We start from the raw sequence: 16,381 nt of genomic DNA, 5'->3' as shown, positions 1-16,381 counted from the left end.
CCTGCCTTTATGGGTTGCCAGGTGCCGAAACCAGCTGCCAGCTCAAGGTTCCTTGATAGTCCCCAACTTTTTGCTGTTCGACTGGAACGGTAAGCTTGATTCCTTCATTCTGACTTTCGCCCCAGTGCTGATTCACGACGTATGTGCCATTTTCTGTCAATTCCGTTTCCTCGATAATCATTTCCCCACTGGTTATCATCTGTTCTTGACCGTTTGTCACAAAGCGGAAGACATCGGTTAATTGATCTGTCCCATCCGTTAATGGCTGTTGCTCTTTGACCGTCAAGCGCCATGGACTCCGTTCGGACCCTCTCGTATCTTTCACCGCTAGCTCGCCTGTGATCGTTGGCCAATAATCTTGTGTTTCTGTGGCAACTTTCTGCTGCCCAAAATCAAAGTCTGTTGGCACACTGCTTAAAATAAGCTCGCCGGCAACTGCGACATTGACGACTTTTTCTGCCCGTTGACTGCCTGCTTCATAATGGTAGGCCGTTGATACATTTTTCAACAGCTCATCTTCCGTTGCTTGCTGGATCGCGGCAAAAGCTTGCGGATCGACAGTCGGTGGTATATTTGCCCGATTATCTGCAAAAATCGTGGTTGCTTGGGTATAGTCTGCCAAAGCGGCTTCATCTGTCAGCGCCGTTGCTTCTGGTAAGGTCAAACGGACATCTTTTGCATAGACGGCAAATTGCCGATCAGCAGAAATGACACTTTCATTTTTGACCACCACCAGATTAACGGTGGTTTCCGCCTGATTCTGATCGTTTTCCCCTACTGAAAAAGTGATCGCTTGTTTGCGGTAGACCGCTGTTTCTAACGGTTCTTGAATCGCAGCTAAGACCTCATCTGTCAGCGTATCCTTAAAGAAAGGACGCCCGCTGGCTTCGAGATAAGTCACGGCTTGTTCTTTGCTCAGCGATTGTGCCTCTTGTTCTGTAATGATCACATTGCGGGCTTGGACTTCCGCCTTATTTGAGTAGCGGACACTGATATCGTAACTATACTCCCCATCAGGACTCGTCCAATCAACTGGTTCTGAATCTGGTTGTTCTGTCAACTGCTGATCCGTGCTATCCAGCTTGCTGGATTTGATTTGACCGGCATAGACCCATGAACCGGACGTTTGGGTTTCTGGTGTAAACGTCAATGTTGGCAATTCCGTTACCGTGTAGGGAATCAATAAACGCCCTTTTTGCACCTGTGTCCCCGCCTGCTCAGTTCCCCATGCTTGCAAGGTCAGCGGCGTATTGTTCTCTTTGACTGCCGTTACATTGTGACTAATGGCGCCAATCCCGTTAGCGACTCCCGGTGTTTCGACTTCGTAGTTAATGATCGAACCTGGTATCGCAATACCGTACCCGTTGGCTGCATTGGTCACATCGTTGTCCCCGATGAAGGTTTTCCCAGTCGCTTTTTCGATCCCGCTGAAGTTGATTGGCGTGATCGCTGCAGCATTAGCAGCAGTTGGATTTATAGTCAGTACTTGATAGGCACTAACCGCTCCAAACCACGTCCCTTGACTGTTGACTCGAGAACCTGCATCATTGGTCGTCGTTTTCAGCCACGTTAAATGATCTTTGTCCGTATCTGGTGTTGCGAAATCTGAAAGATTGATTCGCCCCGTTCCCGGCGGTGACTCAATCGTCCCTTTGTCTTCCACCGTTAACTTCGCGCCTGAAATCAAATTCGTTGCAGAAGAAATACCGATACCGGCATCCTTGGAAAGATGGATGTCACCGAACTGATGATAGGTCGTTGCGTGATTCGCAGCAGTGGCTGAACGGCCATTTTTGATGTCTCCCCCATTGGCCATTAGCTTGATGCCGTTTGTCACATTCAATTCGGTAAAGTTGACGATTCCCAGACCCGTCACAGCGATTGGATCAGTTTGATAAGAAGCTGTCCCATCGACATTTTCACCAAAGCTCATCTTCACTTGATTGCTGCTGTTGGCTACGATCGTGTTCGTAAAGTTGTCTGACGCATTTCCGCCTGAAATCCCATTGATACTTTTGGCTCCTTGAACCCGCATCTCGACATCTCTTAAAATTCGATTTGAAGAAATGTTTGAATAATTTGTTGTATACAAGTTACCGATACTTGATCCTTCAGCTTGTATATTAATATTGATTTTACCGCTTCTTGTGTTGGCGGCCGTTGAACCACCATCGCCATAGATCGTTGCACCATTCAGTGCATCTGACCCCGGCTTTGTGTATATGTTCAATGTAATCGTATTGGTACTATCAGTCCCAACGATGTTGGTACTGTTAAACGGATTTCCACCTGAGATATTCGTTCCTGAAGGAAGCTTAAATTCCCCTTCATAATCCCTTAGGTCGATTGTTAATTGTGCATCCCCTAGCAGCGAACCTGCATTCGTGATTCCCCCAGAAAAAGCACTTGGACCTGTCCGAGGTGTTCCAGAAAAATCTCCGCCGTAAATTCGATTATCAGAATTTCCATTGATCGTGTGTCCCGAAAAATATCCATATGATGCACCCATTGAGGCATTGATGATACCATCATGAACAGTGACTGAAACGTCCCCTGTAATTTTGGCATCCCCCCAACCGCCGCCACTAAGAAACCAGTCGACTTGACCGTAATTTACTTCAGCATGTGAATTACCGAATACACGTTTACCGGTATATCCTGCACCTTCCAAAGTATCAACGATCCCGCCATTCAAGATGTTTGCCGTGTTTCCCTCGATGATTCCTGAAAAACCACCACCATAGGTCCAACGAGCGACTACATTGTTTAAGACTGTTTTTGTATCCCCATAAATATAAAGGTTGGTTGCTTGCACACCATTGGTACCGCCTCCGCCTACGATATCAAACGTTCCGACACCATTTGCTCGTGAATTCAAGCTATTTGAATAGGCGATACCATCTTTATAAGATCGTCCCCCATAACTGTAGACGAATCCAGGTCCGCCGACCGTGCGAGAATCATTTAATACGCCGACTTCGACAGTTGTGCTGCCGTCAATAAAGCCACCATACCCAGCTGCCCGCGTATACGATAAGTTGTCTCCTCCATAGCTGACACAGCCTTCTAGGATTTTCGTCGTAATATCACCGTATACTTTAAAGCGAGCAGTGGTTTCAGCGTAAGCCCGGCGATCAGTTGGTGTCATCGCGTCATACACACTATCGGATCCAGTTTGCAGACTGGTAACACTTACGTCCATTCCTGCTCCGCCATCGACACGATTGAACGACCCTTGATTGTAGTCACCTGCTTTAATCGTATTTTCAATACTCCCAGTAATCGTTCCATTGGTTCGATTGGCACCAATAAAATAGGCTGCTCCTGTAGAATAGGCGCTAGTGTCTACTTGGTTCGTAATCGCTGTTTGCTCTCGTGTCTGTCCAATATTTCCTTCTCTGGAACCACCATAATAATTCAATCCTGTACCGGTCCAACCACCCACTCCTGTGAGAGTATTGTGGACTGTTCCACCAATGTTCCCGTATTGAACACCGCCATAATAGGTTCCTAAACGGAAATTGGTGTTCGTTGTTTGAAAGACTGTTGCGACATTACCGGTAACATTGGCTGTATTTGAAGTAGTGGTTCCGACACCGCCCCCATAATAATTGGTCAGTGTGCCATTTAGTCGATTGATCGTGACACTGGTATTCCCATCAATCGTACCGATATTGGCACCTCCTGCAATCGTACTGATGCCGCCCACCGTATTATTTACGACAACCGCTGTATTCCCAGTCAATGTACCACCGCTTTGATTCCCACCATAGATGTTCCAAGTTCCAGAGCCTGTCGCATTTACAGTGATCGTCGGATTTCCAGTAAGGTCGCCATTGTTGCTTCCTCCATAAATAGAAAGGCCATTGCCGGTGGAACCACCGTTCAAGGAAAGACTATGCCCATTCATGTACATTCTCGTCCCCGTATAGTTGAGGTTTCGAATCACTACATCAGAACCGAAGTAGATGTCCGTACCAAAAGGAACGGTTCGACTACCCGAAGTCAACGTTGTTGCATCTGTGATGGGATCATCACTATGCCCTGTGATGATTAAGCGGCTTATTTTTCCTTGTAGTGCATAAAAAGTCATATTTGTATTATCCACTGTATCTGGAATCGTTTTTGAAGTCAGATTTGTTGGCAAAGACGGTAAAGCTGAGCCAGAGCCAACATACAAAGCAAATTCTTGGCCATTGCCGTTTTGATACATATCGAACAACGCTTGACGAATCCCTTCAGCACTATTGGTGTATTCTGCATATGCTGAATCATCTCCAGCTGGACTTGGTACAGCGATCACTTTCGTTTTATCGGCTTCTGCAATGATCTCTTTAATCGATTGTTCTGCCAACGAGATGTCCGCCGCTCTTGCCTTAACAGTCGGTTTAAAAACAGCAGTCAAGGTTTGATTCTCCGTGAGAATCAATTCGGTCAGCGCTTGACTTGTATAGACCGTACCGTCTAACGCCCATCCTTCAAAATTCCTATCATCTTCAAAAGCCGGCAGTTCACTTTCTTTTAATGCTTCCCCTTTATTTTTGCTGATCTGGATGCGAGTTTTTCCAGTAGCAAATACATGCTCCTTGTCTGTCAGAAAGGTCACCTGTACTTCTTCTACAGCTTCCGATGAAACTTCTGTTTCAGCTGAAGCTGTGTCAGTGGCTCCTGTAGACGAATCTGTCGAAGCAGGTTCGCTAGATGCTTGCACGTCAGTTTCGTTCGTCTCTTCCAGACTGTCGATCGATGAAACGACAGGGTCAGAAGAAGACATACTTTGTTCTTCACTTGTTTTTGTAACACTTTCGGCTTGTGCCACTACCATTGCATATGAAAAACACGGACCTGATGTTAGTAGAAAAACAAGTAAAGTTGTTAAAAACCGTTTCACTTTATCCCTCCTATCTTAAAAAAATAAACGTATCGCGCAGTGCACGCCCTGTGTTACAACTCTTAGTTTAGCGAGTTGACGAAAGAGAATTATAATTCTTTTTTTCTTCCATTCAAAATTATGATTATAATTGTTTTTTCATAATTCCAATTTTTGTAACTTCCACATCTTACAGCTATTAACTACTCATCAATTAAAAAAAAGCTCAAATTATCAAGATGAATTACCGACTCTTTTCAAAAAAATGCTTTTCTCTTTCATAAATCATACAAAAAACGAGGGATAAATCAACACCATAAATTAAATTAAGATGAGAAAAATAAATAGAAAGTTAAAATATTTGACAAAAACTAATGTTCCAAAGGTCTTTTATATAAGCCAAAAATAGTAAGTTAAAAGAACGCTTCCCGTCTTCTCTCCGTAGTTAATGATAATGTTATAATCAAAAAATGAATAAAAAACGTTATTTAAAAATTCCAGCACACATAAAATAACAAAATAAAAAATATTATTTTTTTTATAAATCACTGATTTAGATAAAAAAAGGAGTGTTATCGTTTGAAATAACGCAAAAAAAGCCTCAAACAGCGTACCTTGTTCGAGGCTTTTTCAACTATTTTTCCTTTAATTGATCAATTAAATAAATGATCCACCATCCACAAAAGTGGTATAAATATGCTCGTCCGCCACTGGTTCCCCTTGGATCGATTGTACGATTTTCTCAGCTGCAACCATCCCCCATCGATGTTTCGAATAGGAGATCGTCGCTAAGCGCGGCTGCACAAAAGCGCCTAATTCCGTGTTATCAAACCCGATGATGCGGATCTCTTTTCCGATGCGATAGTCGGTCTCGCGGACATATTTGTAGACACCGATCGCCATTTCATCATTGAAGGCAAAGATATCAATGGGAAACTGGGGATCATTTGCTAAGAGCTGTTTTGCCGCTCGATAACCAGAAGGTTCCGTGAAGTCACCAGGAATGACTTCATAAGGAATACCAAAGCGCGTCAATTCTTTCGTACTGGCTTCCAAGCGCTCCCGACTGTCGTAGCCTTTTTCTGGCCCTGCTAAGAGGAAGACTTTTTGGCTTTGTCCAGCGATCAAGCGATCGATCGCCAGCGCCGCCCCTCCTTTATTGTCTAACAAGACTTGATGGATATTTTCATGAGACAAGACACGGTCTAACACGACGATTTGATGCCCTCGTTGGGCGTATTGCTCGATTTCCTTTGCTGGAAACGTCCAATCCAAAATGATGGCACCGTCCACCATCCGCTCAGGAATAAACAAGTGTGATTTCTTGCCGCTGCAGACGATCATTTCATAGCCGAAAAGTTCCAGCCCTTTCTTGATGCCATCTAGCAATTCCCCATAAAAACTTCCGGCATAATCGGCGAGATAAACACCGATGATGTTGGTTTGTCTGCGTTTCAGTGTGCGAGCAGCCATGTTCGGAACATAGTTCAATTCGTTTGCGATCGCTTGAATCCGCGCACGGGTTTCCTCGGTCACTTTTGGACTGCCATTCAATGCATACGAAACGGTGGATATGGAGACACCCGCTTTTTGGGCAATATCTTTGATTCCTACCATGGCTTCTCCTTTCTTAACGATAGATATCGATCGTATTGGTTCGGTTTTCGTTTAATTTGGCGCAAAGCGCTGCTTTCTTCAGGACAAACGCACCTTGGCGGTAGCGATTTTCCGCAAACTCAGTGGACATTTCTTCGCCGTTGATCAATATTTTCGGCGTACTTGACGAATGATAGACGATTTCGACCGGCCGATCATAGAGTCGATACGTCAGTGTCAATCCTGCTAATTCCGCTGGCAAGACGGGATCAAGTTCAACGTGATCAACAAAGGTCCGAATGCCTAACACATTGCTGATCAACTGATTCATATAGATCCCCGGTCCACTAGAATAGATGCGCCAGCCGCCTTTGACGCCGACTGTTGCCTCCTTAAGTTTACCAAAATTTTCTTGGGCTTCAACCCTTGTTTTGAAATCGCCATCAGAACTACTGAAATACGCATTTGCTTGACGGATTTCCGCATTTTCGACCCGTTGAGCGATTTGGATCGGATTAATGACCCCAAGTGCTTGCCAAGTCTCTTCTTCTCGACCTAATTTCGCCATGGCCTCTGTAAAGCGGATGTGGGCGTGAACGTACTGCAAACCGATTTCTCGTCCAAAATTGGCTGCTTGTTCTGCCCGCTTGAAGTTGGTGCTGACACCCCCCTCATAAGTCGCTGGACGATTCATCAAGCGCACCCCATCTGGAAATTGCAAATGCTCCTTGATGATCGCCACATGATGCTCGGCTTGTTCGGGAGATAACAGCTCACCGATCATGCTTTGCTGCATCGGCAGCAAGCGGTATTGGATACCGGTTTTCTTGTCAGTCGGATGGACCATCAGTTCCACGTGCTCGCTATCTTCCATATAGACAAATCCTGGCAAAGTCCCATCAGCTAACATGTATTTTTCAAAGTCACGTTTGATTCCCGCAGACAGTTCCGTTAAATGTTTGGCATACTCTGGGTCAACTGACTGCAACTGGCTGGCTAATTTTTTCAATACTTCATAGGTCAAGGCAACGGTCCAACTGCTGGCCATTTGTTTCTTCAACTTGCTGTTATTCGGCTGCAAGGTGTCATCCCAATCGCCATCACCATAACAAGACAGGTACGTTCCTTCCAAGAAGTTCGCTTCGATATACGCCACTTCTTTTTTCAAATGATCAAACAAAGAAGCTTTGGTCTTGGTTTTCAAGAAGGTCGCGCGATCCGTATAAGGCAGTTCTTTTTCCAAAATCGCGAAGTCTTTGGTTTTTTCGAGATAGTCACTAACGACTTTCATTGGCCAGACGATCACATCTCCGTGGCTCTCATCAGCTTTTTGTTTCTCATAGCGATCAAACATAAACCATTGTGGCCAGTTGCCGTCATCTGCAAATTGATTTTCAAACAAATGCTCGATGATGGATGCCACCATCTCAGGACGATTAAGGGCTAAGAAATACTCAGTCGGTCCTTGGGAAACGTCTCGAGTCCCCCAAGCAGCACCACCGTACTGTTCAAGGCCATGAGGAGACAAGTAATGAACAAGCATATTGTGGGTGTACCAACGTGCCAAGTGATTGAAGGATACGACGTCCGCCTGCGAATGTTTCAATTCAAACTGATTCAACAAATCATCGACAAAGGCCGTATAGGCAGTGTCTTCTTGCTGGCGATCTAACGTTTCGGAAACAAAGGGTTCACCAGTCAGTGTGCCTTGGATCACGAAGGAAACCGTCGCCTGTTCTGCAAAGGTCAATACGGTCGTGCTATCGTCGGCTGCCACATTGAAAATCGTTTCATCGGTCAGTTCAAAAGGTTGAGCCGCATGGAGATAATACGTCAATTCTGGATAAGTTTCCGCAATCGGTGAATCCGCTGTTCCTTTGATGGTGAGCAATTGTTGATCTTGCGAAATGGTAGCAGTCGGTACAGCTTCATCGATCCCCATCACAAATTGATTAGTGATGGCCCAGGTGTAGGCACGACCTTGTTCACTAGTGATGGTCGTTGCAATCGTGCGTCCATTTGCTTTCGTGAAAGTCGTTACTTGAATGACATCATCTGCTGTTTTGTAGTACCACGTCGCCGAATTCAAGCCCATTTCAAAGACAGATGGCATCGTTAAAATCCGCCATTGATCGCCGTCTTTCAAATAGATCCGCTGACCGGAACGTTTGAAAAGATTCAATGAGTTGCGGCTATTGCTCAACAATTTGTTCATGTTCGTATTGCCTAATACGATTTGGGAGTTAAACATCCCCGTCATGTAAACGGTCGTGCTCAAAATGGGTTGATCGACGATCAGATCTTGTCCGCTCATCAAAATATGTCCATGGGAGCGTTCCATCTGTCCTTCCTTTTCCTTCAACACGACATGGTGATAGTCAGGGGTAAAAAAGGAATACAGCTGTTCGTCAACGATTTCCACTGCTTCTTGCTGAGGAAATCGCTCGTTGATTTCTTCTGTGGTAAATGTCAGCCCTGTGAGCGGTTGATCAAAGTTTTTTCGTGGCTGCGCCGTTGCTTGCAACGAGTCGAAGGACAAGGCTTGATACGTTTCTTTCAACGTTTCAAGTGCAAACTGCGGTTCATTGACTGCCGTCGCTTGATTGGCTTTGACCGCTGCGTAAAAAACGATTTCCGTCGGTGTCTCACTTACCGACAACCATTGCGTTTGCAGTGCCGTATAAGCAAATTCGTATTGATATACTTCATTGGCTAATGTTTCTTGGCTAAGTGCAGCTGGTTGATTCGTTGCTTTATAGCTGCGACCGAAAAATTGATAGCCATCCGTCGAGAAGCCTTTTAAGGCTTGGAAGCTGCCTTGTTCCACCAGTGGAAATTGACCATTTTGTGGTTGATTTTGACGCGAAGAAAGCACGATGTGATCCTTATCATGGCTAACATGATGGTCGATATATTGCGAAACATAGGCTTCATTGGATTGAACAGCCCCTTTGGCGGCATTGCCAAGATCTTGTCCGTAAACCAGTTCCGCTTCCCCAGAACCACTCAATTGAACCCGCCAGAACCAGCAATCTTGGGCCAATTGGAAATCAACTTGGTAATCGATGGACTGGTACGTCCCAGTCCAAGTCAGCTGTTTGTCTGAGTAAGCAAAGGCACTGTCAGCATTTGAGCCGATCAAGGGAATAAAGTGCCATCCCCCCGCCTCACGCAGTCGTAGATAGATTTGATTCAAACTACCATCTAGCGCATTTCCGTTCAACTGATTGATCATCACACCGTGACTTTGAATCTCATATAAATCACCGTTTGGTAAAAACGTCACGGTCGTATTTTCATTATTCATCACTATTTTTTTCGTCATAGAAACCTTCCTATCTTACCTAACTAATTGCAGGGTTGTTTGTTGGGTGTCTCGGCTGTTCCCACCAATCATGATGTGGAATTTCCCTGGATCACTGCTTGCTTGTTGGTTGCTGTGAACATAGCGCAGCAGTTCTTCCGTGATCTCAAATTGAACGGTGGCTGATTCGCCAGCTTCTAGCCAAATTTTCTTAAAGCCTTTCAGTTCTTTCACTGGGCGAACCACTTCACCGACTAAATCGCGAATGTAGCATTGGACCGTTTCCCAGACCGCTGCTGTTCCTTGGTTCGTAACAGTGATGGATGCCGTGACTGTTTGATCTTTGGTCATGGTCGGCTGATCCAACGTCACCGTAGAATACGCAACTGGGCTATAGCTCAAGCCGAAGCCAAATGGATATTTGGCATAATTGGAGACATCCAAATATTTTGAGACATATTTTTCATCCGGTGCACTTTCATATGGACGACCGGTATTGTCAACGTTGTAATACACAGGGACTTGTCCAACGGTTTCCGGGAATGACATACTCAAGCGGCCGCTTGGATTGTATTCTCCCCACAAGATCTGAGCAAGTGCGTTTCCGCCTTCGGTTCCAGGGAACCAAGCCTCGACGATCGCTTTGGCTGCATCAACCCCTTGCAAGTCAAGAGGACGACCGTTATAAAGGGTTACGATCAATTGCTCGTTGTATTCTTTCAAGGTTTCAACCAAGGACAATTGGGCTTGCGGCAAGCGAATGTCGCTGCGACTGGCAGCTTCACCGCTCATCCATTCTTGCTCTCCTAGCGCTAAGACAACTTTATCCGCTTCTTTCACTAATTCGATCGCTTCTTGGATCGCTGCTTCAGACGGCGCAAAATAATCAAAGGGCTCTTGACCGATCAACAGATCCGCACCCAAGGATTGAGCACCCGCCACTAACGTCACCACTTCTTCTTGTTTCCCTTGCCAAGACCAAGCACCTAATAGATCACGGGAGTGAGCACCCGGGCCCACAATCGCCACTTTTTCGGTTTTCTGCAACGGCAGGACACCTTCATTTTTCAACAACACCATTGATTTCTTTGCGATATCTCTGGCGATCTCTCGGTGTTCTTGAGACAGAACAGTGGCTGCTTCAGCGGCTTCATCAGCACCGCGGTATGGATTTTCAAATAGACCTAGTTCATTTTTCAAGGTCAAGATTCTTAGCACGGCTTCATCGACTAAGGCTTCCTCAACAGTGCCTTCTGCGATCAGCTCTTTCAAGTTATCAGTGTAGCAAGTCGTCATCATCTCGATATCGACCCCAGCTTTGATGGCTAATTCAGCGGCGTGTTTTTCATCTTCCGCTGCGCCATGGGCGATCACTTCTTTGATTGCTGCCCAGTCAGAGATCACAACGCCTTCAAACCCGAATTCTTCTCGCAAAACATCGCGGAAAAGCCAGCGATTGGCTGTTGCTGGAATACCGTCCACCGTATTGAAGGAGGTCATCACCAGTTTGGCACCGGCATCAAGGGCCGCTTTATAGCCCGGTAAATAACTTTCTCGCAGTTGGCGTTCTGACATATTGACCGTGTTGTAATCGCGACCGCCGATAGCCGCACCGTAAGCCGCAAAATGTTTGACACACGCAGCCACGCGGTTGAAATCTGTTCGCAGATCATCCCCTTGATAGCCTTTGACAAAGGCTTCAGCGAAGCGACTGTTCAAGTATGGATCTTCCCCCGTCGATTCCATGACACGGCCCCAACGTGGGTCTCTTACTAAGTCCACCATCGGTGAAAAGGTCACATGCAAGCCAGAAACAGCTGCTTCTTTGGCAGATACTTCCGCCATCTTCTCCGCTGCTGCCAAATCCCATGAACTACCTAATCCTAATGGAATCGGAAAAATCGTCCGAAAGCCGTGAATGATGTCCGCCATCAATATCGTTGGGATATTCAAGCGGTTATTTTCGATATACTCTTTTTGGACGCGGATCGCTTCTTTTGCACCAGAAACACCTAGCGTTGTTCCCGCATTGTTGATGTTCTCTTGTGTCAGTCCTAAGTCGCCCATTGGGCCGGTTTTCTCTTCTGCTTTATCTGAATAAAAAGCCGCTGCCAGTTGCAGCAACTGATCGATTTTTTCATCTAAGGTCATTTCTGAAAGTAGTTCGGTTAATTTCTGCTGTTCCATTTTTATTCATCCTTTGCTTTCTTCAAATTGGACTTCTGCTTCTAAAGGAAAATGATCGGAGGGAAAACGACGATCACAAGAATCCGTTAGACAGGCGGTTTTGACCACCGTGAAGCCTTTCGTATAGATATAATCAATTTCTTCTAGTTCTTGCCATGGTAACGTATAAATAAAATTTTGATAGGAGCCTTTTGGCCCGTGATGGGGCTTCTGTCCATGTTCTTTGGCATTTTGAAAATGTTGCTCTAAGTACCGATGCACCCGCTCGGTTGGCTCCGCATTCAAGTCGCCCATCAGCAATACAGGATAGCGTTCGATTTGATCTGCCAGCTGCTCAAAGATCACTTTCATCCCTTCAAAACGAGCCATTTCTGAAATATTATCTAAATGGGTCGTGATGACAAGAAACGGCGGATTCTTTTTTTCCTGTAAGACTGCCCAAACACATAAGCGTGAATACGCAGCTTCTGGATGAATACTTGGTTCAGTCGGTGTCAATGACAACCAAAACGAACCTGAAGCTAATAACTCGAAAGCCTCTTTTTGATAATACAGTCCAATGCCTTCGCCTAAGCCATCACCATCTCGTTCAGCAGTGACGGAAGCATACTGCGCTAACTTTGCTAAATCTGCAAATTGGCTGGGACGAGCTTCTTGGATCGCCAGAACATCCCAGTCGTAGTAATCGATCAAGGAGCAAACCGCCTCCGATCGATAGTGCCATTGCCATTCTTGGTCATAGTCGGTATCGACTCGTAGATTGTAGGTTGCTACTTTCATCTTCATTCATTTCCTTTGAGTAATTTTTTGATTTGCTGCATTTCACGACGGATTTGTTTCGCTTCGCCGCCGCCATGCCCTTTATTTAAGTAAATACGCAATTCTTTCGGTCCAGGAATCTTTTTATAGGAAACGAAGAAATCTTCCATGGGACAGATCGGATCAGCACTGCCGACCGATGTATAAACAGGACCAGTTATCTGATGAGCAAAATACTTCAAATCAAAATAACTCATGACTTGATAGATCGTTTCCCGCATTTCTGGAAATTGTTCGATATACTCTTGAATCACCTGGTAACTTCCTGTTTTTTGTTCGATCCGATGGACAAGATTGGAGTGGCTTGGCACATCGGCAAACGTCGCAAAAATCGGGACGTTCGTTAATGCGTTGACCAATAAGGCGATGCCGCCTCCTTGCGAGCCGCCTCTTAAAATAATCCGCTGCGGATCGATTTCCGGTATCTGTTGAAGGACTTCTAGTGTGCGCAAACTATCTGCGACCAATCGCTTCATATAAAAATCTTCTTTTTTCAAGATGCCGCGTCCAAAAGGTGCTTCATGCTGCGTGGTTTCATAGGGAACCTGATCTTGCGTGCGTCCCCCTTGTCCACGATTGTCGATGACAAGACAGCCGCAGCCGATCAGTAACCAATGAGCGAATTGGAACGGTTCTTGCACATGATTCATATAGCCTAAAAAATCAATCACGATTGGACAATCTGCCGCTTGTTCTGGCAGCAGCAGATGCCCATAGATCGTTTCATTACCAAGACTTTGAAAAGAAATCGTAAAACAATCGATCCCTTTTAGCAAAGGTGTTTGTTTGGTTCTTTCAAAGGCTAGCGGAAGGGCGTCAAGTTCTTGTTGGACCGAAGCCCAAAAACAGGATCGATCAGTTGCGGTCGATTCAGTCATTTGCCTCTCCCCCCTTCGCTAATACTTTATTGAAAAACAACACCTGTACAAAGGCTGAGCCTGAAATGCCTAAACAAACAAATAAGAATAGGTTTACTTTGCTGCACAATACAAAAACAATGATTGGGATCACCAGTAAAATGATCGCATTCGCCGTACTGCTAAGAACCGCATACGCCGTTTCTTTCGCTGTTTCTTGCAATGATTGCGCAAACAAGCTGTACAAGAGAACGAACACGACGAGATACAGCGCAGCCAAGCTGACGAGAATCACGGCTAAAACGCCAAAGTAAGGTGTAAGCATCATCAAGGAATAGATCAAACCGGCAAAGACTGCGACATACGCCATAACAAGACCTTCTAAGAAGAGACCACGTTTGAGGTTTCTTAAGAATGCTTGCTTGTATCGTTGCCAAATCGGGACATCTCGTTCCTTGTACAATTGATCGATCGTCTGATACAGCGCGATCAATGCTGGCCCTGCGAGAATCAGCGTCATTGCTGGAATCATAAAGAGAAAACTAACAATGATCATATCTGCTAGAAAAGCAAAGACCCGATAGTACCATCCTTCATAAGAAAATAGTCGATTCATTATGATCCTCCAATCAAAACTTGCTGATTTGTGCTGCGGGTGCTGCGTAAACCTGTTTCTTGCCTTCTTGTGATTTTGGGTCGTTTCTCAACGTACGGGTTTCTGGGTTGCAGGTCTCACTGCGTGAGCCAATCGCAGTGCTTCTTTGTATGGACACTACGCTCCCTGCAGTCGCCTAGTACTTTTCATCATCTGCTCGTCTCCGCTTTCGCTTCGCCTACAGTTGCACTAAGTAAAACACACTAAGTGCAGCTTGCATGTCTCACTACGTGAGCCAATCGCAGTGATTCTTTGTGCGGTCACTACGCTCCTTACAGTCGCCTAGTACTTTTCATCATCTGCTCTGTCTCACTACGTGAGCCAGTCGCAGTGATTCTTTGTATGGACACTACGCTCCCTGCGGTCGCCTAGTACTTTGAAACATCAGATTTTGCGCAAAGTGCGCGCAAAACCTGTGTTTCAAAGCAAAGGAGAGGAAAGGTCTTTTTTTTGGCTTCCTTTCCTCTCCTATGGGGGTTATTTTAGTCGTTCGCGGTTTTCGGCCATTTTTTCAGTTTTAATGTCTTTGATTGCATCCCAGTTGTTTGAATCTAAGAAGCCTTCAAAGTCGGTTAGTGTGCTGTCAAATGTTCCTTCATCTTTTGAACGAATCAATGAGATGATCGTACTGTTGATTTTGGTTTTGATTGCTGTGTTTGAACGCGCTTCAGCAGTTCCGGCATCTGGATCCGTATTTTCGATCACAAAGTGTGGATACAATTTGCCTTCGCCCCATTCTTGCATTTGGGTCAACGCATTTTCGGTTTTGACTTTCAGTGCATTGACACGGTCGTTGTTAAAGTAGTTGAAACGGCTGATACCATATTTTTTGTTGTAGCCTTCGTTGTCGGTTTGTTCCATTTCTTTGATTTCTGGCAAGTAATCGATTTTGCCTTCATCGTTGTATTCATACGTCACGCCTTCAACACCGAATTTTGTCAAAATTTGTCCTGGTTCATCGATCAAGTACGTGAAGAGTTGGGTTACTTTTGCTGGATCCGCCGCATCTTTTGTGATGTAGTTGATCAACCAGCCAGAGATTCCTGTTTGGTTCAAGGTTGCTTCACGACCAGAAGTGCTGGCAGGTCCGTCGATTGCGATGTACCGCGTGTCAGAGTTTTTCATGAATTCAGTGAAGTTCCCACCTTGTCCGCTCGTTCCTGCGACTAAGATCGTTGCATAGTCCCCTTGTTTTACTTTTTCATCATAGGTTGGACCGTCATCGGTAAAGCTGTCATCACTGATGTTGCCGTCACGATACACTTGATTAAAGGTTTTCAACCATGAGATATATTCTTCATCTAAGTTACGATCGTAGAAAGCACCATCTTCATCTTCTAACGGAACACCTAAGAAGTCTTGCAATTTATCTAAGAATGGTCCTGCTGTTTCGCCGATCGTTGTGAAGCCCATTGGTGTCAAATCAGGGAATTTCTCGCTGATTTCTTTCATGACTTTCACATAGTTTTCTGGAGTCGAAACATCTGGTTTGCCCAATGCTTCATAGACATCTTCACGGATCACAAAGTTATCGTTGACGGGAATATTGCCGCTTTCGTAGTCCGCTGCTGTGTTGGAATAGTTTGGATAGCCATAAGTTTTGCCATCATCTAAAGCAAACCATTTGAAGGTATCTTCGGTCACGACATTCATCAAATACGGATCGTATTGTTCCGCTAAATCGTTTAATGAGTATGCCCAGCTATCAGCTTTTGTGGCTGCTTGACTGGTTTTATCCATCAACGTCACGATATCAGGCATATCACCACTTGAAATCAAAGCATTTAATTTCGAATCATCACCTGAAATAAATTCAATATCAATGTTCAAATCTTTTTTGATTTGGGCTGTCGTCACATCTTCACCAAATGGCAAAGCTGTCCAGTCTGAATTGATGTACCATGTGATCTTGGTTGGTTCTTCTTTGGTATCGAGTTTCCATGCTGGTGTCTTTTCATCTAACTCATACCGATCTTTGATAGAAAAATCCGAACTGCTGGCATTGTCTGAGCTGCCGCCACATGCTGCTAAGCTAAGTAATGCTGATGCTGCCAATAAACCGCCTACTACTTTTTTCATGTCTATCCCTCTTT

Annotated in this window: 9 protein-coding genes; all 9 read right to left on the bottom strand. The window is 45.1% G+C overall.

The genetic code is table 11. The annotated features are described in order from the left end of the window. Positions 1 to 7: 7 nt before the first annotated feature. Positions 8 to 4,891 (bottom strand): hypothetical protein, encoded by a 4,884-nt coding sequence (locus A5877_RS10685; protein ID WP_254907471.1) that lies wholly within the window; start codon positions 4,889 to 4,891, stop codon positions 8 to 10. Positions 4,892 to 5,527: 636 nt separating this feature from the next. Further along, on the bottom strand, positions 5,528 to 6,487 hold the full coding sequence (locus A5877_RS10680; protein WP_005227180.1) for a LacI family DNA-binding transcriptional regulator: 960 nt from the start codon (positions 6,485 to 6,487) through the stop codon (positions 5,528 to 5,530). Between the two features lie 13 nt (positions 6,488 to 6,500). Next, a complete protein-coding gene (locus A5877_RS10675; RefSeq protein ID WP_086316815.1) occupies positions 6,501 to 9,791 on the bottom strand; it encodes an amylo-alpha-1,6-glucosidase in 3,291 nt (1,096 codons plus the stop codon). 15 nt (positions 9,792 to 9,806) lie between these two features. After that, positions 9,807 to 11,957 (bottom strand): glycoside hydrolase family 3 N-terminal domain-containing protein, encoded by a 2,151-nt coding sequence (locus A5877_RS10670; RefSeq protein ID WP_086316814.1) that lies wholly within the window; start codon positions 11,955 to 11,957, stop codon positions 9,807 to 9,809. Positions 11,958 to 11,963: 6 nt separating this feature from the next. Then, the gene (locus A5877_RS10665; RefSeq protein WP_005232373.1) at positions 11,964 to 12,743 is read right to left on the bottom strand and encodes an endonuclease/exonuclease/phosphatase family protein; all 780 of its coding nucleotides are present in this window, start codon (positions 12,741 to 12,743) and stop codon (positions 11,964 to 11,966) included. Further along, positions 12,740 to 13,654 carry an acetylxylan esterase gene (locus A5877_RS10660; RefSeq protein WP_086316813.1) on the bottom strand — a complete coding sequence of 305 codons (915 nt, stop codon included), beginning with the start codon at positions 13,652 to 13,654 and terminating at the stop codon, positions 12,740 to 12,742. The genes A5877_RS10665 and A5877_RS10660 overlap by 4 nt, the downstream gene beginning before the upstream one ends. Next, positions 13,647 to 14,249 carry a DUF624 domain-containing protein gene (locus A5877_RS10655; RefSeq protein ID WP_086316812.1) on the bottom strand — a complete coding sequence of 201 codons (603 nt, stop codon included), beginning with the start codon at positions 14,247 to 14,249 and terminating at the stop codon, positions 13,647 to 13,649. Before A5877_RS10655 ends, A5877_RS10660 begins: the two co-directional genes overlap by 8 nt. 13 nt (positions 14,250 to 14,262) lie before the next feature. Continuing rightward, positions 14,263 to 14,406, bottom strand: coding sequence for a hypothetical protein (locus A5877_RS17200; RefSeq protein ID WP_172634707.1), 144 nt, complete (start codon positions 14,404 to 14,406; stop codon positions 14,263 to 14,265). Between the two features lie 359 nt (positions 14,407 to 14,765). Beyond that, complete coding sequence (locus tag A5877_RS10650; RefSeq protein ID WP_061053659.1) at positions 14,766 to 16,367, bottom strand: hypothetical protein; 1,602 nt, start codon at positions 16,365 to 16,367, stop codon at positions 14,766 to 14,768. Between the last annotated feature and the right edge of the window lie 14 nt (positions 16,368 to 16,381).

This window comes from Enterococcus sp. 3C7_DIV0644 (assembly GCF_002141235.1).
In the GTDB taxonomy this organism is placed as follows: domain Bacteria; phylum Bacillota; class Bacilli; order Lactobacillales; family Enterococcaceae; genus Enterococcus_D; species Enterococcus_D entomosocium.
This window is presented reverse-complemented; position numbering and strand designations above follow the sequence as displayed.